This is a genomic window from Pseudorhizobium tarimense, from assembly GCF_022968135.1.
Taxonomy (GTDB): Bacteria; Pseudomonadota; Alphaproteobacteria; order Rhizobiales; family Rhizobiaceae; genus Neorhizobium; species Neorhizobium tarimense.
On record NZ_JALJRA010000004.1, the window covers coordinates 79,963 to 100,663 of the forward strand.

17 protein-coding genes and 1 other RNA gene are annotated in these 20,701 nt (G+C 63.4%); 7 read left to right on the forward strand and 11 right to left on the reverse strand.

Translation table 11 applies throughout. The features are described 5' to 3' along the window. Positions 1-10: 10 nt before the first annotated feature. The gene (locus MUU54_RS05845) at positions 11-1,789 is read right to left on the reverse strand and encodes an acetolactate synthase 3 large subunit (protein ID WP_281433232.1); all 1,779 of its coding nucleotides are present in this window, start codon (positions 1,787-1,789) and stop codon (positions 11-13) included. A 373-nt stretch (positions 1,790-2,162) separates the two neighbouring features. Here MUU54_RS05845 and MUU54_RS05850 point away from each other — a divergent pair, with 373 nt between their 5' ends. Further along, positions 2,163-4,238, forward strand: coding sequence for an ATP-binding protein (locus MUU54_RS05850; protein WP_247243097.1), 2,076 nt, complete (start codon positions 2,163-2,165; stop codon positions 4,236-4,238). Here the strand turns inward: MUU54_RS05850 and miaA are convergent. Further along, positions 4,223-5,137: a tRNA (adenosine(37)-N6)-dimethylallyltransferase MiaA gene (gene miaA / locus MUU54_RS05855; RefSeq protein ID WP_247243098.1), complete on the reverse strand. Its 915-nt coding sequence runs from the start codon at positions 5,135-5,137 to the stop codon at positions 4,223-4,225. The genes MUU54_RS05850 and miaA overlap by 16 nt on opposite strands. On the opposite strand from miaA, the gene serB reads away from it, so the two are divergent. Both serB and MUU54_RS05865 read left to right on the forward strand, forming a co-directional pair. After that, complete coding sequence (gene serB, locus MUU54_RS05860; protein WP_247243099.1) at positions 5,138-6,028, forward strand: phosphoserine phosphatase SerB; 891 nt, start codon at positions 5,138-5,140, stop codon at positions 6,026-6,028. Further along, positions 6,025-6,603: a GNAT family N-acetyltransferase gene (locus MUU54_RS05865; RefSeq protein ID WP_247243100.1), complete on the forward strand. Its 579-nt coding sequence runs from the start codon at positions 6,025-6,027 to the stop codon at positions 6,601-6,603. The genes serB and MUU54_RS05865 overlap by 4 nt, the downstream gene beginning before the upstream one ends. Here the strand turns inward: MUU54_RS05865 and MUU54_RS05870 are convergent, their stop codons facing one another. From MUU54_RS05870 to MUU54_RS05890, 5 genes are all read right to left on the reverse strand, one after another. Further along, positions 6,604-8,232 carry a Do family serine endopeptidase gene (locus MUU54_RS05870; RefSeq protein ID WP_376742059.1) on the reverse strand — a complete coding sequence of 543 codons (1,629 nt, stop codon included), beginning with the start codon at positions 8,230-8,232 and terminating at the stop codon, positions 6,604-6,606. A gap of 229 nt (positions 8,233-8,461) precedes the next feature. Next, positions 8,462-9,490 carry a protease modulator HflC gene (hflC, locus tag MUU54_RS05875; protein ID WP_247243101.1) on the reverse strand — a complete coding sequence of 343 codons (1,029 nt, stop codon included), beginning with the start codon at positions 9,488-9,490 and terminating at the stop codon, positions 8,462-8,464. Then, on the reverse strand, positions 9,487-10,596 hold the full coding sequence (hflK, locus tag MUU54_RS05880; protein WP_247243102.1) for an FtsH protease activity modulator HflK: 1,110 nt from the start codon (positions 10,594-10,596) through the stop codon (positions 9,487-9,489). The genes hflC and hflK overlap by 4 nt, the downstream gene beginning before the upstream one ends. A 136-nt stretch (positions 10,597-10,732) precedes the next feature. After that, entirely contained in the window at positions 10,733-11,263 is a 531-nt protein-coding gene (locus MUU54_RS05885) for a dihydrofolate reductase (protein WP_247243103.1), read from the reverse strand. Beyond that, a complete protein-coding gene (locus MUU54_RS05890) occupies positions 11,260-12,054 on the reverse strand; it encodes a thymidylate synthase (protein WP_247243104.1) in 795 nt (264 codons plus the stop codon). The genes MUU54_RS05885 and MUU54_RS05890 overlap by 4 nt, the downstream gene beginning before the upstream one ends. 141 nt (positions 12,055-12,195) lie before the next feature. Between MUU54_RS05890 and ssrA the strand changes: the two genes are divergently transcribed. The 4 genes from ssrA (at position 12,196) to MUU54_RS05910 (ending at position 13,699) form a co-directional block, all read left to right on the forward strand. Then, positions 12,196-12,560: a transfer-messenger RNA gene (ssrA, locus tag MUU54_RS05895) on the forward strand. Positions 12,561-12,672: 112 nt separating this feature from the next. Then, entirely contained in the window at positions 12,673-13,179 is a 507-nt protein-coding gene (locus MUU54_RS05900; protein ID WP_247243105.1) for an SspB family protein, read from the forward strand. 14 nt (positions 13,180-13,193) lie between these two features. Continuing rightward, entirely contained in the window at positions 13,194-13,388 is a 195-nt protein-coding gene (locus tag MUU54_RS05905) for a DUF4169 family protein (protein WP_247243106.1), read from the forward strand. A gap of 77 nt (positions 13,389-13,465) precedes the next feature. Then, on the forward strand, positions 13,466-13,699 hold the full coding sequence (locus MUU54_RS05910) for a ribbon-helix-helix domain-containing protein (protein ID WP_247243107.1): 234 nt from the start codon (positions 13,466-13,468) through the stop codon (positions 13,697-13,699). On the opposite strand, the gene MUU54_RS05915 is transcribed toward MUU54_RS05910, so the two are convergent. The 4 genes from MUU54_RS05915 to MUU54_RS05930 all read right to left on the reverse strand — a co-directional run bounded on the left by MUU54_RS05915 (position 13,696) and on the right by MUU54_RS05930 (position 20,684). After that, on the reverse strand, positions 13,696-17,424 hold the full coding sequence (locus tag MUU54_RS05915; protein WP_247243108.1) for an AsmA family protein: 3,729 nt from the start codon (positions 17,422-17,424) through the stop codon (positions 13,696-13,698). The two genes, MUU54_RS05910 and MUU54_RS05915, sit on opposite strands and share 4 nt — an antisense overlap. A gap of 55 nt (positions 17,425-17,479) precedes the next feature. Then, positions 17,480-18,910 (reverse strand): FAD-binding oxidoreductase, encoded by a 1,431-nt coding sequence (locus MUU54_RS05920; protein WP_247243270.1) that lies wholly within the window; start codon positions 18,908-18,910, stop codon positions 17,480-17,482. Between the two features lie 876 nt (positions 18,911-19,786). Continuing rightward, complete coding sequence (locus MUU54_RS24520) at positions 19,787-19,948, reverse strand: type II toxin-antitoxin system CcdA family antitoxin (RefSeq protein WP_281433240.1); 162 nt, start codon at positions 19,946-19,948, stop codon at positions 19,787-19,789. A gap of 211 nt (positions 19,949-20,159) precedes the next feature. Continuing rightward, positions 20,160-20,684 (reverse strand): nuclear transport factor 2 family protein, encoded by a 525-nt coding sequence (locus MUU54_RS05930; RefSeq protein WP_247243109.1) that lies wholly within the window; start codon positions 20,682-20,684, stop codon positions 20,160-20,162. Positions 20,685-20,701: the final 17 nt, after the last annotated feature.

Here is a 20,701-nt window from a genome sequence, read left to right on the forward strand (position 1 = left end):
AGAGGAAGGCTCAAACGAGCTGCCGCCCCTTCGCGTCGATTGCCGAAGCAACGGCTTCGTCGGTGGCCTCGTCGGGCAGCAGCATCTCGTTATGCGCCTTGCCGGACGGGATCATCGGGAAGCAGTTGGCGAGGTTGGCAACGCGGCAGTCGAAGATCACCGGCTTCTTCACGGCGATCATTTCCTCGATCTTCTCGTCCAGCTCCTTCGGATCGTCGCAATACATGCCGATCGCGCCATAGGCCTCCGCCAGCTTGACGAAGTCCGGCATGGCTTCCGTGTAGGAGTTCGACAGCCGGTTGCCGTGCAGCAACTGCTGCCACTGGCGCACCATGCCCATGTACTGGTTGTTGAGGATGAAGATCTTGACCGGCAGATTGTACTGGATGGCGCAGGACATTTCCTGGATGCACATCTGGATGGAGGCGTCTCCGGCAATGTCGATGACGAGGGCGTCCGGATGCGCCACCTGCACGCCGATCGCTGCCGGCAGGCCGTAGCCCATGGTGCCGAGGCCGCCAGAGGTCATCCAGCGGTTTGGAGCCTCGAATCCGAAGAACTGCGCCGCCCACATCTGGTGCTGGCCGACTTCGGTGGTCACATAGGTCTCGCGGCCCTTCGACAACTCGTAGAGTCGCTGGATCGCGTGCTGCGGCATGATGACGTCGTTCGATGGCTTGAACGCGAAGGAGTTACGCGCCCGCCAACGGTCGATGCTCTCGTGCCATTCCTGCGTCTGGCTCTTCTCCGGCTTCTTCGGCAGCGCCCGCCACAGGCGCACCATATCCTCCAGCACATGTCCGACGTCGCCCAGGATCGGGATGTCAACGCGGACATTCTTGTTGATCGACGACGGATCGATGTCGACGTGGATCTTGCGGGAGTTCGGCGAAAACGCGTTCAGCCGCCCGGTTATGCGGTCATCGAAGCGCGCGCCGATGCAGACCATGACGTCACAGTCGTGCATGGCCATGTTGGCCTCGTAGGAGCCGTGCATGCCGAGCATCCCCAGCCAGTTCTTGCCCGAAGCCGGATAGGCGCCGAGCCCCATCAGCGTCGACGTGATCGGGAAGTTTGTCAGCTCTACCAGCTCGCGCAGCAGCCGCGAGGCTTCCGGTCCTGAATTGACGACGCCGCCGCCGGTATAAAGGACCGGCCGTTTGGCGCTCGCCATCAGCTCGACCGCGGCCTGGATGGCATTGAGGTCGCCCTGCATCTTCGGCTTGTAGCTCTTGTTGACCGGCGTCTCGCCGAGCGGTGTGTAGGTGCCGGTGGCGAACTGGACGTCCTTCGGGATGTCGACGACGACTGGACCCGGGCGCCCCGTCTGTGCGATCCGGAAGGCCTCGTGGATGATCCCCGCCAGCTCGTTGACGTCCTTCACCAGCCAGTTGTGCTTGGTGCAGGGCCGGGTGATGCCGACCGTGTCGCATTCTTGGAAGGCATCCGAACCGATCAGCGTCGTCGGCACCTGACCGGACAGGCAGACCAGCGGGACTGAATCCATCAGCGCGTCCTGCAACGGCGTGACGGCGTTCGTCGCACCGGGACCGGAGGTTACCAGCATGACACCCACTTTGCCGGTCGAGCGGGCATACCCTTCCGCCGCATGGCCAGCACCCTGCTCATGGCGGACGAGGATGTGCTCGATATCGTCCTGCTGGAAGATCTCGTCGTAGATTGGCAGCACAGCACCGCCCGGATAGCCGAAGACATGCTCCACGCCGTTATCCTTCAACGCCCTCAGAACGATCTCCGCGCCGGTCATCTGATTGTTGCTATCCGTCATGTCTCGGTCCACTTGCTGCTGTCTGCTCTTGGGATTTATGGCTTTGCATCGGGCATAAAAAAAGGCCCCTTGAGGAGCCTGTCTTTCCGCGCATGGGTGGCTAACGCCGGATGGTTACACCATCCTGCCCATGCGCGTTCCCACCACGATAAGTGCGTTTGAAATCGTCATGAGGCGAAGTGTTAGACAGATTGTTGCGCTTCGTCAACGCAAGTTGCACCGAAAATTGCCCGATCCGCCCGCTTCTGCCTCGCCTCGGAACAAAAAACCAAGGCTACACCACTTGTTAAGCGCCATACCCTAGCCTGCGGGAATGTTTGCGATTCGGCGGGGTGGCTAACGCCATGCCGTCACCCGATGATTGGGGGACGTCTTGCTGAACAACGATCTTCATCGCTCCGTGTCCGCTGGGGAGCATGACCGCCGGGATGCCAATCGGGCGGGTAACCGCATGCTCGGCCGCGTCGTCGCCTGCAATGGCGCCCGCGCCACCATTGCGGCCGTGGCGGAGCTCGGCGAAACCGATCTGACGGAGCTCTGGTCTGTCGGGCGGCTCATCTCCATCAATGTCGGGCGCAACCGCGTCGTCGCGCTCGCCTATTCCATGCACACCGAAAAGGATACGTGGGGAGAGCGCGAGAACAACGGCTTCCAGATCGAAACTGAGCTTTTAGGTGAGGTTCGCGTCGGCGAAGACGGCCGCGAGGAATTCTCCGGCGGCATTTCCCGCTATCCCTATCTCGGCGCCGTCGCCCACCGCATTCGCGGGGCGGACCTCCTGCGAATCTACGACACCGGCAAGAACGACACCTGCGTCATCGGCAAGCTGACCCAGGACGAAACGATCGACGCAGCGATCCACATCCCCTCCATGCTGTCGAAGCACTTCGCGATTGTCGGCTCCACCGGCGTGGGCAAGTCCACAGCCGTCTCACTGCTCCTCCACAAGGCGATCGAGGCCGACCCGAAGCTTCGGGTGCTGATCCTCGATCCGCACAATGAATTCGCCGCCGCCTTCCCGGAACATGCCGTCGTCATTGACACCGACACGCTGGACCTGCCCTTCTGGCTGATGAAGCTCGAGGAATTCGCCGAAGTTCTCTATCGCGGTCGCCCGTCTATCGCCGAGGAACTGGATATTCTCCGCGATCTGATCCCTGAGGCCAAGCGCGCCTTCCGCGGTGGCGATTCCGCCCTCATGCGTCGCAGCACCGAAAAAAGCTCCATCACCGCAGACACGCCGGTCCCCTACCGCATGGCCGACCTCCTCGCCCTGATCGACGAGCGCATCGGCCGCCTGGAAGGCCGTGGTGAAAAGCCGACGCTGCGGACGTTGAAGATGCGCATCATGTCGGCGATCAACGACCCGCGCTATCACTTCATGTTCTCCAACAACACGATCCAAGACACGATTATGGAGACGATCGCGCACATCTTCCGCATTCCGGGCGGAGACAAGCCGATCTCGACCTTTCAGCTGGCCGGCATCCCGTCGGAAGTCGTTAACTCGGTCGCCTCCATCCTCTGCCGGATGGCCTTTGAGCTGGCGCTGTGGAGCAATGGCGCGATCCACGTGCTCGTGGTCTGCGAGGAGGCGCACCGCTACGTGCCCGCCGATCCGGATCGGGGCTTCTTCCCGACACGGCAGGCGATCGCTCGCATCGCCAAAGAAGGCCGTAAATACGGGGTGTCGCTTGGTGTCATCACGCAGCGCCCGGGCGAGCTCGACCAGACGATCCTGTCGCAGTGTTCGACGCTCTTTGCCATGCGTCTCTCAAACGACCGGGATCAGGAGATCATCCGCTCGGCGATCCCGAACTCCTCGATGTCGACAACCAGCTTCCTGTCGTCGATCGGCAATGGCGAGGCGATCGCCTTCGGCGAAGCCATCTCGGTGCCGATGCGCATGCGCTTCTCGCGTGTCGAGCAGAAATATCTACCCAAGGCCCATGGCGTCGCCAACAAGGGAGACGAAGACACGCCCGATACCGTTGACCTGCGGACGGTCGTGGCGCGGATGCGCTCCATCAACGGCCCGGACATTAACGCGTTCAAGCAGAGCTTCGAGGACCGCAACTACGACGATCGCGAAGACTTCAGGGAAGACACGTCGGGCCTCTCGCCCGTTCCCGCGGAAACCGAACTTGACCGCTGGGCAAGCGACGTCAATCACCGCCGCGAACCGCGCCCCTCACCGATCGATCCGGCGGCGCCGGAGCCCTATCGTCCCGACATGCTGCCGCGCACCCGCTTGACTGAAGCCCCGCGGCCCTCGCTCTACGATCGTCCGTCTAGTGTCTCGCCGGAGGAGACTCAAGATCGCCCGTCCACGGGCTACCGCTCCTTCGGCAGCGAGAGCGGCCTGCGCTCCAATTCCCTTCGCCGCGAGGGATCACTGCGCGACAGCCTCCTGAAGAAGCCGCTCAACAGCCTCTATGACAAGGAATGAGGATCGGCAGGATCAATCCTCGTCCAGCCGTCGTCCATCTGGTTGCGGAACCACGTCTTCTGGCGTTTGGCGTACTGCCTGGTGAGCGCTGAAGCCCGCTCCACGACCTCCTGCGGCGTCATCCGGCCCGCAAGCATCTGCGCGACCTGCGCCACCCCGATTGCCTTCATGGCGGGAACGTCCGGATCGGGATGAAGCGCCAACAGGGCCTTTACCTCGTCAACTGCACCGCTGTCGAACATCTGCTCGAAACGCTGATCAATCCGCCGTCGCAGGACCTCCCGGTCCGGCAGCACGACGATCTTGCGCGCCCGCTCCGGGTCGATGATCACCGGACCGGTCTTGCCATGAAAATCGGAAAGCGAACGCCCCGTCTCCTGCAGCACCTCGAGCGCCCGCACGATCCGCTGGCCGTCGCCCGGCTCCAGCGCCTCCCCCATGCGAGGGTCGCGTGCGGAAAGTTCGCGGTGCAGGGCGTCGGCTCCCTCCTCCTTCAGCCGCAGCCTGACCCGGCAGCGGATCTCCTGCGAGATCTCCGGCATGTCGGAGAGCCCCCCGGTCAGCGCCTTGAAGTAGAGCCCGGTCCCGCCGACGAAGACCGGCAAGCGCCCCTCGGCTTTCAAGCGCGGCAGGACCGTCGCGACATCCCTCAGCCATGCTCCGGTCGAATGAACGGTCGTGGCAGGCACGGTCCCGTAGAGATGGTGCGGAATGCCGCCCATCTCCTCCTCCGAAGGACGCGCCGTCAGCACTCTCAGCGTATCATAGACCTGCATGCTGTCGGCGTTGATGACCACGCCATCCGTCTCGGCTGCCAGCCGAAGCGCGAGCGCCGACTTGCCGCTGGCAGTCGGGCCCGTTATCAGGATCGCGTCACAGTCTCTTGCAAGGTCGCTCATATGGCTCTCGTTGCCACGCTCATCGCCCATCCGTCAAACCCCGTTCTCTCCTCCTCCCTCGGGGAGCGTGCTGCCGAGGCGGTGCAGGCGGCGGGGCTCTACTGGCTGGCAGACGGCGTGGCCTGCGATATCGTCCTCCGAGAGGGAGGGGACGCGGCTGCCGCCGAGGCAAATCTGCAGGCCTTGATTGCGAGTCAACCGATCGATCTCGTGCTGCAGGACGCCGAAGCCCGCCGCAAGAGCTTCCTGATCGCCGATATGGATTCCACCATGATCGGCCAGGAGTGCATCGACGAACTTGCCGATGTGGTCGGGCTGAAGGACAAGGTCGCCGCCATCACGGCACGCGCCATGAACGGCGAGATCGCCTTCGAACCGGCGCTGCGCGAGCGCGTGGCGCTGCTCGAGGGCCTGCCCGTCTCCGTCGTCGACGACGTCATCGCCAAGCGCATCACGCTGACCTCCGGTGGTGCGGAACTCATCGCCACGATGAAGGCGAAGGGTGGCTACACCGCGCTCGTCTCCGGCGGTTTCACTGTCTTCACCGATCCGATCGCCGCCCGCCTCGGCTTCGACGAAAACCGCGCCAATATCCTGCTCGCAGAGGACGGCATCCTCACCGGTGAAGTGGCTGAACCAATCCTCGGCAAGCAGGCGAAGATCGATGCCGTCAACGACATTTCCGCCCGTCTCGGAATCTCCACCGATGACGTCATCGCCGTTGGCGACGGCGCCAACGACCTCGGCATGCTCAACCTCGCCGGCTCGGGCGTTGCCCTGCACGCCAAGCCGACGGTGGCCGCACAAGCACGTATGCGCATCGACCATGGCGACCTCACCGCGCTGCTCTACATCCAGGGCTACCGCAAGACGGACTTCGTTGTACCATGACCCTTACCGACCAGCCGTCGATCATCCTTGAGACCGAACGACTGCTGGTCCGCAGCTGGATCGAGAGCGACCGCGACCTGTTCCGCGAGATCAACGCCGACAGCAAGGTCATGGAGTTCTTCGCCTTCCGCCGCAGCCACGCGGAAGCCGATGCGCTTCTGGAAAGGATCAACGGCTCCATCCAGGACACCGGCCTCGGCTTCTATGCCCTTGAGGTGAAGGACACCGCCGAGCCGATCGGCTTCTGCGGCCTCTCACTCGCCAACATGCCCGAGATTTTTCCGGCGGAAACGGTTGAGATCGGTTGGCGGCTCGCCACCCGCTTCTGGGGACGGGGCTATGTCACGGAAGCGGCCGGCGCACTGCTCCAGCTTGCCTTTCGGGAGAAGTCCATCCCGGCCCTGCTAGCCTTTGCCGTCGAGTCGAACCGGCGCTCGACCTCGGTGATGGAACGGATCGGCATGCGCCGATGCCGCGACATGGATTTCATCCACCCCCGGGTGCCTGACACGCATCCGCACCTGAAACGCCACGTCGTTTATGCCGCCGTGGCGGAGGGTGTCGCTACCGGCTGATCATTCCACCGGAACGGCCACGAACCGGAGCGCGCCGGTCGGATCCGCGACCATCAGATGAGCATTGCGCCGCCCCTCCGACTTCAATGCATCAACTCGTTCGCTCACTGCCGCCGGCGCGTCGACGAAATCCTGGCCGACCTCGACGATCACGTCGCCGGGCTTCAACCCCTTCTCGGCCGCTTTCGACCCGTCCTCGACGGCTGTTACCACCACGCCCTCGACGCTTTCGGCGATGCCGAACGCCTGGCGCTGCTCCTCATCGAGCGCGGCGAGCGTCATGCCGAGAATTTCCACCGGCCCCTGCTCGGCCCCATCCTGCTGTTCCGTCCCGTCGTCTTCCGGCGCCTGGCCATCTTCCGGCTCAACGGTCTCATCCGTCTCAGCAACTTCGTCGGTGCTGTCCTCCAGCCGGCCAAGGGTCACCTTCACCGTCTGCTCCTTACCGTCGCGCAGGACCACGACGTCGACCTCCTTGCCGACCGGGCTCTCGGCGACGGCGCGCGGCAGGTCCCGCATCTCGCCGACCGCCTGTCCGTCGAAGCGCAGGATCACGTCGCCCGCCTTGATCTCACCGTTGGCGATCGGACCGCCCTCGACCACGCCGGAAACAAGCGCACCGCGTGCACGGTCGAGCCCCAGACTTTCTGCCACCTCGTCCGTTACCGGCTGGATGCGCACGCCGAGCCAGCCGCGGCGCGTTTCGCCAAATTCGATCAACTGGTTGACGATGTTTTCCGCAAGCTCGGTCGGAACGGCAAAGCCGATTCCGATCGAACCGCCGGAAGGAGAGATGATCGCGGTGTTGATGCCGATGACCTCGCCGCGCATGTTGAACAGCGGCCCGCCGGAATTGCCTTTGTTGATCGCGGCGTCCGTCTGGATGAAGTTGTCATAGGGACCGGCATTGATGTTGCGGCCGCGCGCCGAGATGATGCCGAGCGTGACCGATCCGCCGAGGCCGAAGGGGTTGCCGATCGCCATCACCCAGTCGCCGATCCGCATCTGGCGCGAATCACCGAAATGCACCGCCTTCAGGGGCGCCTTCGGCTCGACCTTCAGGACGGAAAGATCCGTCTTGGTATCGGTGCCGACGAGTTCTGCCTTCAGCTTGCTGCCGTCCGGGAACACGACCTCGATGTCGTCCGCGTCTTCGATGACGTGGTTGTTGGTAACGACATAGCCGGAAGGATCGATGACGAAGCCGGAACCGAGAGAATTGACCTTCTGGCTACCCTCGGGTCCCTCGCCATCGAAGAAGTCGTCGAAGAACTCCTCGAAGGGTGCGCCCTCCGGTACCTGCGGCGTCTGCGGCCCCGCACCCTGGTTGGCAACGCTCTGGGACGTGGAAATGTTGACGACGGCGTCCAAAAGTCCCTCGGTCAGGTCGGCGACGGACGCCGGACCGGAGGCGATTGCTGGCCCCGCTGACGGCTGGACGTTGACAGTGGGCGCTGCGGTCGGCGGCGCGGGCAACATCGCCTCCGGCTCGATCCCTTCCTGGGCGATGGGGGGTTCGACACCCTGCGGGCTAGGTGGGGCGGCATCGGGTGCCGGCGCAGCCGGAGCCTGCGTCGTCGCCGGCGGTGCGGGCGTCTGCGCCAAAGCGCCCCCGGCCATTCCGACCATGGAAATTACCGCAACCGACTTCTTCAACGACAATAGAACCGACTGAGCCAATCTGGCCTCCCCTTCAATGCCTGCCCCGTTTCGGGTGACTGCGCTTCTGGATCGCGCGGAACTGTCGCCACAAGATAGGGCGGAATGAAGACCGGCGAAATTACCTTTTTGTGAGACAGCCCGAGCCCATAGGCTGCCTCTTCAACGAAAGAGGCGGCCGAAGCCGCCTCTTTGATCCTTATCCGCCTGTGCCGGTCCCGGCCGGCGCCGCCGTGCTGCCGGATACCGGAGGTGCCTCCGGCGCCGGTGTCGCGGGGGCCGGTGCCGGAGCCGCCGGCGCCGCAGGATTTGCCTGCTGTTCCGGCGAAACCCGAGCCGCAGCAGCCGCCACGTTGGGGCTGTTGAGGAACTTCAGGAACGCAGAGTCCGGCGACAGCACCAAGGTGGTGCCGCTGTCGACCAGCGAGGCGACATAGGCGCGCATCGAGCGGTAGAAGTCGAAGAAGTCCGGGTCGCGGCCGAAAGCGTCGGCAAAGATCCGCGTGCGCTCGGCATCGCCTTCGCCTCGGATGATTTCCGAATCGCGCTGGGCCGCGGAAACGATCTCGACGACCTGACGATCGGCGATCGCGCGCCGTGTCTGGCCCTGCTCGTTACCGCGCGCACGAATGAGCTCGGCTTCCGCAAGACGCTCTGCCCGCATCCGCTCAAAGGTCTGCTGCGAGACCTCTTGCGTCAGATCCGTGCGACGGATCCGGACGTCCCGGACGGTGATTCCGAGGGATTCCGCTGCGTCACGCAGCTGCGAGTGCACTTCCTGCATCATCTGCGAGCGCTCGTCGGAAAGCGCGGCACTGAAGTTGCGCAGACCGTAGACGCGGCGCAGGGCTGCATCGAGACGGGTACGAAGACGGGACTCGGCTGCCTCGCGGTCACCGGAGACGGTCTCCCGGAAGCGCCGCGGATCGCTAATCTCGTAGACGACGAAGGCGTCGACTTCGTAGAATGCGCCGCCGCGCACCTGCACGCGGATGTCGTCCAGGTCGAAGCGCAGCGCGCGGTCTTCGACATACTGCACGCGGTCGGCGTCAGCGAAGGCGAAGGGCAGCTTGAAGTAGATGCCGGGTTCGGTCTTCACATCCTGGATCTCACCGAAGCGGACGACGATCGCCTGCTCGCGCTCGTTCACGACGAACACTGAGGAGTAGATCAGGAAGAAAACGATGGCGATGCCGATCAGGATCGCCGGGAGACGGTTCGGACTCATTGGTTGCCTCCCTGCTGCTGGCCGGCTGCGCGGTTGATCTCATTGAGCGGCAGATAGGGAACGATGCCCTGCTGCTCGTCGATGATGATCTTGTTGGAGTTCTTCAACACAGCTTCCATCGTCTCCAGGAAGATGCGCTGGCGCGTCACTTCCGGCGCCGTAGCATATTCATTGTAGATCGAGACGAAACGCTGCGCTTCACCTTGTGCCTCGTTGACGACGCGGTCCTTGTAGGCGGCCGCCTCTTCGCGAACCTGAGCCGCCTGGCCTCGGGCCTGACCGAGCTGCTGGTTGGCGTACTGATTGGCTTCTTCCACGAAGCGATCCTCGTCCTGCTCGGCGCGCTGCACTTCTTCGAACGCATCCGCAACCTCGCGCGGCGGAGCCGCGTCTTCGATCGGCACCGCGTTGATGGAGATGCCAGCGCCGTAAGTGTCCATCGTTCCCTGGATGATCGCCCGCACCTCGGTCGAGATACCCTCACGATCGTCGCGGAAAATGTCCTGCGCAGGGCGTCGTCCGACGACCTCGCGCATTGCGCTTTCGGCCACCTGCTGCAGCGTACCCGCTGGGTTTTCAAGGTTGAACAGGTAATTCTTCGGCTCGTTCACGGTGTAGAGGACCGAGAACTGCACGTTCACGATGTTTTGGTCACCCGAAAGCATCAGCCCCGCAGAGGACTGCGCACTGCCTGCAGCGCCGATGTTCTGCTGCTGCTCCGTCACCTTCACGATCTCGACCGTCTCGAACGGCCAGAAGTGGAAGTGCAGGCCCGGCATCGAAATCTCTTCCTTCGGCTCACCGAAGCGAAGCTCGACGCCGCGCTCGTCTGGCTGCACCGTGTAAACGGACTGGATCGCCAGGAACGCGATCACGACCAGGATGATGATGACGAACACGCCGCCGTTGAAACCGCCGGGGACCACGCTCTTCAGCCGGTCCTGGCTGCGTCGGATGATATCCTCCAGATCCGGGGGGCCGCCGTTGCCTCCGCTACCGCCGCCGCGCGGGCGATTCGGACCACCGCCGCCCCCCCAGGGCCCTTGATTATTTCCGCCGCCGCCGCCCCACGGGCCGCCGCCGCCATTCTGATTGCTCCAGGGCATCAAAACCTCTTTGATTGTCGCTCCCACCGCACGGGAGCAGCAATGCTCCCCCGCCTGTCTGCCCCCGTTATAGGGAGCGGAACAGGCGCTTTCAACGACGCCTCATTAACTTCCGGGTGTTTGGTAACGAAATGTTTCAGTTTGCCGCAGCGCGGCGGACATAAACGGCGAAACGCGTCGGGAAGTTGTCCTTCTCACCCGCAGGATATGCCGCTTCCTCGCGCTTCTCAAAAATCGCGGGATCGATCGGGGGGAAGGTCGTATCACCATCGGGAATGGTGGTATCGACATGCGTCACATAGAGAATGTCGGCCACATCGAGAGCCTGATGATAGATCTCTCCGCCACCGATCACGCTCACCTCGGTCGCATTGGTGTCGGCCGCTATCTGCTGCGCCACGGCAAGAGCGTCCTCCACCGACTGCGCCCGCACAGCACCGTCGACGGCAAAATCGGCATTTCGGGTCACCACCACATGCGGCCGTCCTGGAAGCGGCTTGCCGCCGAAGGACTCCAAAGTCTTCCGCCCCACGACGATCGGCTTGCCCATCGTCAGCGCCTTGAATCGCTTCAGATCGGTCGAAAGGCGCCACGGCATGCCGCCGTCGCGACCGATCACCCCGTTTTCGGACACTGCGACGACGATGGAGACTGGAACGCGGCTCATACGGCGATCGGTGCCTTGATGCTGGGATCGGCCTCGTAGCCTTCCAGCGTGAAGTCCTCGAAGCGGAACGCGAAGAGATCGGTAACGTCCGGGCTGATCCGCATTTGCGGCAGCGGCTTCGGCGTCCGGGTCAGTTGCAGCTTCGCCTGCTCGAAGTGATCGGCGTAGAGATGCGCGTCGCCCAGTGTGTGGACGAAGTCGCCCGGCTCCAGCCCAGTCACCTGCGCCACCATCATCGTCAGCAACGCGTAGGAGGCGATGTTGAAGGGCACGCCGAGGAAGATATCGGCCGAGCGCTGGTAGAGCTGGCACGAGAGCTTGCCGTCCGCGACATAGAACTGGAACAGGCAGTGGCAGGGTGGCAGCGCCATCTCGTCAACTTCCGCCGGGTTCCATGCCGAGACGATGTGCCGGCGCGAATTGGGGTTCTTGCGAATGCTCTCCACCACATTGGCGATCTGGTCGATGCGGCGCCCGTCCGAAGCTGGCCAGGACCGCCATTGCGCCCCGTACACAGGCCCGAGATTTCCTTCCTCGTCGGCCCATTCGTCCCAGATCGAAACGCCGTTCTCCTTCAGATACTCAATATTTGTGTCGCCGCGCAGGAACCAAAGCAGTTCGTGGATAATGGAGCGCAGATGCAGCTTTTTGGTCGTCAGCACCGGAAACCCCTGCTGCAGGTCGTAGCGCATCTGGTAGCCGAAGATCGAGCGCGTGCCGGTCCCCGTCCGGTCGCCCCGGTCGATGCCATGCTCAAGGACGTGTTGAAGAAGGTCGAGATATTGCTTCATGCTGCCGCCGCCGATTCTGCTGTCGCAGCACTCTAGGCTTTCCCGCCCTCCGCTCCAAGCTCACAGGCTGCTCGTGACAACTTATCCCCGCGATCCTCCAGCCGTCATGGGGACAAGCGTGTCTCAGAATTCGGCGCCGATCCCCTTTTCAGCCGATAATCAAAGTCCTATATCTGGCTTGCCGGATTTCGGTCCGGCTATGGCAATAAATGGTCGGTGTAATAAACCTATTGGACCCGGGGGCGGTACCCGGCGCCTCCACCAAAAACCGGTCGGTCTTTTCAGACCGGCTTTTGATGGGGGCGAAATAGGATCGACAAGGGTGTAAAGATCGTACTTTTGCTCGGCATGATTCCGCCGTTATCGGGTCAAAATTGTAGTTGCAAACGACAACTATGCGGAAGCTCGTCTCGCTGCCTAATGGCGGTGTGACACTTCAAATCAAGCCCTAGGGGGTCGCACTTCTAGGCGGGGTCCGAAGGCACCTGGCAACAGAAGCCTTCACCTTCTCCCTTTCGATTAATTTATGTACAATGACAATGCTGCGAACGCTTTTCCGCGCTTCGCCGGCGTGGCATAAGCAAGCTTCGATACTTAATGAAATGAGAGAAGAACCGCATGGGGCAGGATCACATCCGCTATGATATCTTGGCACAGGACGCACTGCGCGGCGTCATCCGCAAAGTATTGGCGGAGGTCGCGGCAACGGCTCGGCTGCCCGGTGACCATCATTTCTTCATCACCTTCCTGACCGGTGCACCGGGTGTGCGCATCTCGCAGCATCTGAAGTCGAAGTATCCGGAGCAGATGACGATCGTCATCCAGCACCAGTTCTGGGACCTGAAGGTGTCCGACACGCAGTTCGAGATCGGCCTTTCCTTTTCCGACACGCCGGAGCGTCTGGTGATCCCGTTCAACGCCATCCGCGGCTTCTACGACCCGTCGGTGAACTTCGAACTGGAATTCGAGGTGCCGCTGACGGAGGAGGACGAACAGTCCGACGCCGAGATCACGGCGATCCCGGTCGAAGCCGCCTCGCGCGCCGAGGCAGGCGAAGCGGCCGCCGGTGAGGAAAAGAAGCCCGCGTCCGTCGTCTCGCTCGATTCCTTCCGCAAGAAGCAGTAGCGACGGCGGCGGCCATGAGCGGCGATGTCGTCAACCTTCGCCAGTTTCGCAAGACGAAACAGCGCGGGGAAAAGGAGAAGCAGGCGGAACAGAACCGCCTGTCCTTCGGCCGCACTAAGGCCGAGAAAACGCTGACGAAGACGCTTAACGACAAGGCGGAGCGGGCTTTAAATCAGGGCCGCCTGGAAAAGCCGGCGGATCGGGACTGAAAGACGGCAGCGCAGGCGCCGCAGGGCTGAATGCTTGAATGGTGAGAGTAGCAGCTTCGCTTCGAAGGGAGGCGCTGGTGATACGCAAACATTCTGCAACGCTCCATGGGCATCGCACCAGCTTCTCGCTTGAAGACGAGTTCTGGGACGAGCTGAAACGTATTGCCGGTCAACGCAATCTCAGCATTGCCGGCCTGATTGCGGAAGTCGACGACGACCGCGCGTCCGACAGCAACCTGTCATCGGCACTTCGGGTCTACGTCCTGCGCTGGCTGAAGGGCCAGCAGAGCCAGGCGGAGAACGCTGTTTAAGGCTGCACGCCCGGCAGGTTCTGAATACTGGGCGTCGTGGTCAGCGGCGGCAGGTCCTGGCGGAACACGTCCTGCGTGGGCGGCACGCTCAAGGCCGGCGACCTCTGCTGCTCCTGGCGCAAACGCTCTTCCTCGGCCGCCCGTGCGGCGGCAGTCGCCCTCTCCTCTTCGGCCCGTGCGGCAGCCTCCGCCTGGCGCCGTGCCTCCTCTTCGCGCCGCGCCTGCTCCTCTGCCTCGGCGCGCAGACGTGCAGCCTCGCGCTCGGCGGCCTGATAGCGGTAGAGCGCCACCTCGCGGCGCAGCCGCTGCTTTTCCAGGACGCTCGCCTGCAAAGCCTCAACACGACGGCGCTCGCGCTCAAAGGCCCGCAGCGACAGGAAGTTCGTCAACGGCGCGACGCTCATCTGAACCGCCGGATCGGACACATTGCCCGAATAGGTGAGGCGCACCGCCGGCTCCCCGCCGGCAAGCCCCTCGTCTCCCGGAGCGTAGATCACGGCAAGCTCCCCGCGCAGCGCGTCTTGGAGGAGGTCGATCCGGACCTCGCCGGCCAACCGCGTCTCGCCGGCTGCGGCGGCGACATTCTGTGCCCTCACCTCGCCCTCGGTGATGGTGAAGGGCACCGTGACTGAGCCAAGCCTTGCCTCTCCGGTGCGGACGAGCTGCTCGACGACCGGCCGTACCTTCTCTTCCGTCAGCTCACCCTCGATCTGGTCGACCTGTACCAGCACTGCCGGGAGTGCGGCGGGCTCGATCCCCTGGACAACCAGATCCGAGAGCTGCAGCTCGCCCGAGCCATTGAGCGCGCCCATCAGCTGCGCCGGCGATTGCGCCGTCGCCTCGGCCGAAATGGTGCCGTTCAGCCGGCCGGTGGCAACCGGCGCATCACCAACCTGCCATACCATGGAGGCAAGATCCGCGTTCTCGATGGCAAGGCGCGTCTGGAAGATGCCGGTCCCCTCGCCGTTTGACATGGCAAGCCGGCCGGAGATGCGCCCACGCTGCCATGAGCCTGAGGCATCCTCGATCGCGATCCCGCCGTTGCGATGGGTGATGGTACCCGCAAAGTCGGTAACATCGCCGAGGGCCCCGGGCCTGAACGTGTTCGCCTGAACCTGCAGCCGCGCTTCGGCCGTTCCGAAGATCGGCAGGGAGAATGGCTTGTCTGACAGTGCTCCGGTCGCCGGATCGGCAAGCGCGCCATAGGCAGCCTCGCCGAGCCAGGCGAGGTCGAGCGTGTCCACCGAAAGATCCCCGGCAAGCGTCGCCACGCTGGCGGTGCGCTCGATCACGAGTGACTCGCTGGCAACGGTGTTTCCCGCCACCTGGCCCGCGAGCTCGAGCACGTGAACGGCCTCCGGCGTCACCGCCAGGTTTGCAGCGAGCTCCACCGGCCACCCGGTGCCGAACTGCGGCAGGCCGAAGCCGGTCATCAGCAGATAGGGCTCGAGATCTTGCGAGCGCAGAGTCACGCTACCCGTACCGGTGGCGAAATTTTGGGCTGCCAGGTTGAAGGAGCCGTTCAGATCAAGATGCGTCGTGTCAGTGTCATAGCCGAGGGCAACTGTCGCCGGAGCGTCGCCTTCCTGGCGGACATCGAGCGACAGCCGCCCGGCGCCATCCTCGCCGAGCGGCAGCGGCTCCAATCCCGCCTGACCGAACAAAACCGAGGCCTGCTTGTTCTGAAGCTGCATCGAAAGCGAGAAGTCAGTGCCGGCCGTCACGTCGAACAGCGTCGGCATGGCAAGCTCGGCCGAAACCGCACTGCCATTGCTGGTGCCAGTAATCCGAGCGGCCGCCCCTGTTGTGTCGCCACCGACGGTGATGTCCGCCGAAAGCTCCGTGCCGGAGTACCAGCGCGCGCTTTCCGCCAAGCGCTCGAGAAGCGGGTGTCTCGGAAGCTGATTGCGTAACATGACCAGGAATAGCGCAGGATCGGGCGCGCGGAACGTCACCGATCCGGTGCCTTCATAGGCCAGCAGGGAGCCGGAGAGATTGCCGCTGGCGGTGATGGCCGCTCCGGCCAGGTCGCCGACCGACAACCGCTCAAGCGACAGCGCGCCTTCAAAAAGCTTGAACACCGTGTCCACATCTTCGGCCGCGATCCCAAAGGCCGTGAACCGCTCCGCCTTCAGGCTGGCGGCGACCGTATGGTCCAGCACGTCTGCGCCCGCATCGTCGCCGGTGATCAGCGAGGCGAGCGCTCGCATCGCGTCGAGATCGATCTCATTACCTGCGAGATCGACGGTCAGAGATGGTGTCGCCTCCGGCGGCGCGTGCCGTTCGACGCTGCCGCGCAACGTCGCAGGACCGATCGCGAGTTCGAGATCCTTGAAGCGCTGCAGTTCGGGCGTGAGGTTCACGCGCGCCGACAAGCCGGCGCTGCGCAGCTGCCGGATGGCCGGGTCCACCGAGCCTGACAGCCAGTCGGCAAGCCCGGACGGCTGGTTGGACGCCAGCAGCATGTCGCCGACGAAGGAGATGCGGTCCTCCAGCATCAGCGCGCCCTTGGCCTCGACCTGGGTTCGGCCAGGAAGTGTTGCCGCAAATCTGTCGACCGTCCAGCCGGAGCCTGCGGGACGCACTTCGATCTGGATATCTCGGACGGTCGTATCGTTTGCCACGACCGCAGGCAGACGTAAGCTTGCGCGACCCGGCACCTGCGGGATCGGGATCTGGGCGGCAATGTCGATGAAGGCCTGAATGCGGCGTTGAGCGGAGGCAGCTGCATCGCGTCCAGTCTTGGCTCGCCCACCCTTACCGAGCCGGTTGACGTCGATCTGCTGGCCGTCCGCCGTCAGCAGGAACTCCGGCTGCTCGCCGGTGTCGAGCGTCGCCTCACCGGTGACGACGTAAGGATCGTTCAGCGGCCCCACCTCAAGCCGGTATTCCGGCACCCGGATTCGCTCATTGGTCAGTTCGAATTTGCCCTTCAACCGCGGTCCCGGTGGCGGCGCTTCCATCGGTTCCGTCTCGTCCTCTTCCTGCAGGAAATCGAGGGCAAACCGGCCGTCATAGGCCGGCCGGTCTTCAGAGAGCGCGAGATCGCCATCGAGCGTTAGCGCGATGGGTGCCGCGTCCGGCAGGAGCCTGAGCCTGAGCGGCACGCTCTGCTCCGTCCGGTCCGCCTCCCCCGTCGACAGCGTGAATGCCGCCTCTTCGCCATCGAGCGATGCATATCCTTCGCCGCGCCACGGACCGGCGAGCGAGCCGGCCGACAGGTCGGCGTTCAGGCCCTGCAACTGGCGCGTCTGGCCGCTCTGCTCGTCGATCAGTTCGATCGAGCCGCCGGTGATATGCACATCCTCGATCACCACGGTGCGCAACGGTATGTCGGCCCGGCTGCCGCGCATCCAGTCCAGCGTCCCGTCTTCAAGGATGCGGACACGCGCCTTCGGCTGGTCGATGCGCATGTCGAAGATGCGCGCCTCGCCGGAAAGGAAAGGCGCAAGCTCCATGTCCATGGAAAATTGCTCGGCCGACGCCTGCGGCTGGCCGTCCTGGTCCTGCCCGACCCGCACATCGTACAGCGTCACCGATGGAAATGGAAGGATGCCGGCCTCGACCTCACCATGGACCGTCACCTTCTTGCCGAGTATGCGGCTTGCCCGCTGCTCGAACTCCACGCGGAAATCGCTCCAGTCGACGAAGAACGGCGCCAGCAGCGCGGCAAACAATGCCACGACCAGGAGTCCGCCGAAGGTCAAGAGGATGCGCCCCAGCAAGGCCTAAGCTCCCTGTGTTCCGGAAAACACTAGTTTCATCCGAGGCATAGGCGAGTCAAGCATCGGCAATGCCCTCGGCCGGCGCAAAGATCTTGCCGGGATTGAAGATGTTCTGCGGATCGAGGCTTTTCTTGATCGCCCGCATGAGATCAACCGCACCGCCGAGCTCCTGTTCCAGAAAGCTCATCTTGCCCTGGCCGATGCCGTGCTCGCCGGTGCAGGTGCCGCCCATGGAAAGCGCCCGGGCGTTCAGCCGCGCGACAAAGGCCTCCGCGCGAGCGACATCGGCTGGATCCTTGTCGTCGAACAGGATCAGCACGTGGAAATTGCCGTCCCCAGCATGCCCGACGATCGGCGCCAGGAAGCCGTGCTCCTCGATGTCCGCCTGGGTTTCGACCATGCAATCGGCCAGCCGCGAGATCGGAACGCAGACGTCGGTCGACAGGCCGTTCAGCTGCGGCGCCAGCGCCCGCGACGCCCAGTAGGCATCGTGTCGGGCTTTCCAGAGGCGGCTACGCTCTTCCGCATTGGCGGTGAAACTGAAGCTTTCGCCACCGCATTCCCGGGCGATCACGGAAAACTGCTCCGACTGCAACGCCACCGTCTGCTCCGTCCCATTGAACTCGACGAAGAGCGTCGGCTTCTCCGCATAGGAGAGGCCGGAATAGGCATTGCAGGCGCGCATCTGCATCTGGTCGAGAAGCTCGATGCGGGCGACTGGGACGCCCATCTGGATCGTCATGATCACCGCGTCGCAGGCAGCCTTCACCGTGGGGAAGGCGCAGACGCCGCCGCCGATCTTCTCCGGGATCCCCTGCAGGCGAAGCGTTATGGAGGTGATGATGCCAAGCGTCCCTTCTGAGCCAACGAAAAGCCGCGTCAGATCGTATCCGGCGGACGACTTGCGGGCACGCCGCGCGGTGCGGATTTCTTCACCGTCGGCCGTCACGACGGTGAGCGAGAGGACGTTGTCCTTCATCGTCCCGTAGCGCACGGCGTTCGTTCCCGACGCGCGTGTTGCGGCCATTCCGCCGATCGACGCATTGGCACCGGGATCGATCGGGAAGAAGAGGCCGGTGTCGCGCAGTTCGGTGTTGAGCTGTTCGCGGGTGACGCCGGGTTCGACCACCACGTCGAGATCCTCGGCATTGACGGCGAGTACGCGATTCATGCGGGAGAAGTCGATCGAGATGCCGCCGCTCGGCGCATTGACCTGCCCCTCCAACGATGAGCCGGTCCCGAAGGCAATCACTGGAACGCGATGGGTGGCGCAGGCGCGGACGATCGCCTTCACGTCCTCGGCGCTTTCGACGAACACGACCCCGTCCGGAAGCTGCGACGGCAGATACGTAGTTGTGTGCGAATGCTGCTCGCGGAAGGACTGGCCCGTCTGGAAGCGTTCGCCGAACTGCTGCTTCAGAAGCCCGAGGACCGTCGCGATCCCCTCCTCGTTCCTCACCCCCGGCCGAACATCCTTCACCGCCATCGCATCGTCTCCCCGCATGCACTTCTGCTCAGTGGTTAGGCGACGTGGGGGTGTTTGTCCAGAACAGCGCAGGGGCAGGCGCGAATGCCGTCGTGACCGTATTTGGACCTGGAGGATTCTTGATTGTGGCTGGACAGGACACACTCGTCCCCTGTCCTCGGGTCTCACTGCGTTCGCCCAAGGATGACGGCAAGACACACTCCTCCCTTGGCGATCTCCGAATTCCAAATCGGAAGGGGCGCTGAAAGCTGCCTCGTAAGATAATTTTATATTGCACCTCTCAGCGCCCGGTTCGGCGGGTTTGTGCCCGCGACTTCGGTCTCTCTGCGATGGCGGGGTTTGTGGGACCAGTAACGCCGCCTTCCGAGGAAGGGTCATGGGCGCCCTCAGCTTACGCAATTCATGCCATGACTGCCCTTGAACTTCGTCATCCACCTGCGCCGCGCGACCGTAAAAGTGTTTCCACCCGTCGAACGCCGCAGGGCGCGGCCCCGTCATCCTGTGTTCCTCACAGGCACGCCCGGCGCGATAACGGGAATCGGAAGAACGTCGGTCCGACTGCGCTTCTTCCGCCCCGGCCGCCGGAGGGAGACCATTTTCCGCGGACCCTGGTGATGAAGGTGCACGTCGTCCCTTCACTATCAGCGCCGGCCCCACCTCGCCAGGACGCCACCTGGTGTATCCGCGGCGGGACGGGGAGTATGGGCCCAGGTTGAGGTGAGGTGAATCTGGATGGGGTTAAGTGGTTGATATACGGGTCGGGGTGCTGTTTTGGCTTACCCTCATTGTCATCTTCAATTCGTCTAGAAAAGCGGACTGCAGGTCGAGTAACAGGAGCGTGCTGTGCTTCGACCGGTAGACGCCGAAACGCGCCACTCAAAACTGCCGAAGATTGGGCAGCGGTAGACCGTGCTTCTCGATGTGTTCGTTTTCCGCGCAGATCCCCGCGGCATTTTTGCTCTTCCACAGCCGTTGCTTTTCAGCAGTGGCCGCGCGGGCGACCCCGTCCTCCGCCGCCCGATTGACATCAAGCTTCAGAGCCTATGCCTCCGAAAGAAGAGAAGCGTCAAGGGACACACTAGCTGCAGTGTGCTCCTTTGGCTTACGACATACTAAGTCCACAAGCGTTGGACGGCAAGCGAGGCGAAATGGGTAGCGCCACATGCCGCCCGCTGTCTTGCAGCATCCTTGACTGAATCACGCAGCCAGCGTGCACGGGCCCATTGCGACCTGCCCTCGCTTGTCCCGCTCAGCTATAGCCGCCGTCGGCGCGTTGTTCGGCGGCCTCGCGTTGCGCTTCCACCACCTCGTCGCGACCGGCTTCGCCGCCCTGGCCTTGCGAACCTGCGGAAGCAGCGTTTCCGTTCCGTGTAGAGCCTGCCGCATCGCCATTGCCGCTACGGGTGTGGGCGTTGGGGATGTGGCGGGTGTCGAAATAGGTGCGGAACGCTATGATCTTGCCATCGGCCTCTTCGATCACGCTGACGCCGTCATAATGAAAGGATTGGCCGTCAATCGAGCCTTCGCTGTGCCACTCGAGGAAGGCGACGCCATCCGTGTCGCGGACGCTCCTGAAATCGGAGCGGATGTCATCGAAGGCGTCGCGATACTGCGACCAAAATTCCTTGGCGGCACGTGCTCCGCCGTTTTCGCGATGGATCAGAGGATTAGCCACCTCTGCATCCTCGGAAAACAGGGATGCCATGGCGTTTAAGTCGCGATCTCCTTCCAGCCGGTGGAGGGCGTCGATGAATTGGTCCGTCAGCTGTGACATGAAGAACTCCTGTTGGT

Excerpts from the sequence above, each read along its gene's own strand:
- MUU54_RS05845 (WP_281433232.1), bottom strand. The coding sequence starts at position 1,789 with ATGACGGATAGCAACAATCAGATGACCGGCGCGGAGATCGTTCTGAGG.
- miaA (WP_247243098.1), bottom strand. The coding sequence starts at position 5,137 with ATGAGCGACCTTGCAAGAGACTGTGACGCGATCCTGATAACGGGCCCG.
- serB (WP_247243099.1), top strand. The coding sequence starts at position 5,138 with ATGGCTCTCGTTGCCACGCTCATCGCCCATCCGTCAAACCCCGTTCTC.
- MUU54_RS05865 (WP_247243100.1), top strand. The coding sequence starts at position 6,025 with ATGACCCTTACCGACCAGCCGTCGATCATCCTTGAGACCGAACGACTG.
- MUU54_RS05870 (WP_376742059.1), bottom strand. The coding sequence starts at position 8,232 with ATGGTCGGAATGGCCGGGGGCGCTTTGGCGCAGACGCCCGCACCGCCG.
- hflC (WP_247243101.1), bottom strand. The coding sequence starts at position 9,490 with ATGAGTCCGAACCGTCTCCCGGCGATCCTGATCGGCATCGCCATCGTT.
- hflK (WP_247243102.1), bottom strand. The coding sequence starts at position 10,596 with ATGCCCTGGAGCAATCAGAATGGCGGCGGCGGCCCGTGGGGCGGCGGC.
- MUU54_RS05885 (WP_247243103.1), bottom strand. The coding sequence starts at position 11,263 with ATGAGCCGCGTTCCAGTCTCCATCGTCGTCGCAGTGTCCGAAAACGGG.
- MUU54_RS05890 (WP_247243104.1), bottom strand. The coding sequence starts at position 12,054 with ATGAAGCAATATCTCGACCTTCTTCAACACGTCCTTGAGCATGGCATC.
- MUU54_RS05900 (WP_247243105.1), top strand. The coding sequence starts at position 12,673 with ATGGGGCAGGATCACATCCGCTATGATATCTTGGCACAGGACGCACTG.
- MUU54_RS05905 (WP_247243106.1), top strand. The coding sequence starts at position 13,194 with ATGAGCGGCGATGTCGTCAACCTTCGCCAGTTTCGCAAGACGAAACAG.
- MUU54_RS05920 (WP_247243270.1), bottom strand. The coding sequence starts at position 18,910 with ATGGCGGTGAAGGATGTTCGGCCGGGGGTGAGGAACGAGGAGGGGATC.
- MUU54_RS05930 (WP_247243109.1), bottom strand. The coding sequence starts at position 20,684 with ATGTCACAGCTGACGGACCAATTCATCGACGCCCTCCACCGGCTGGAA.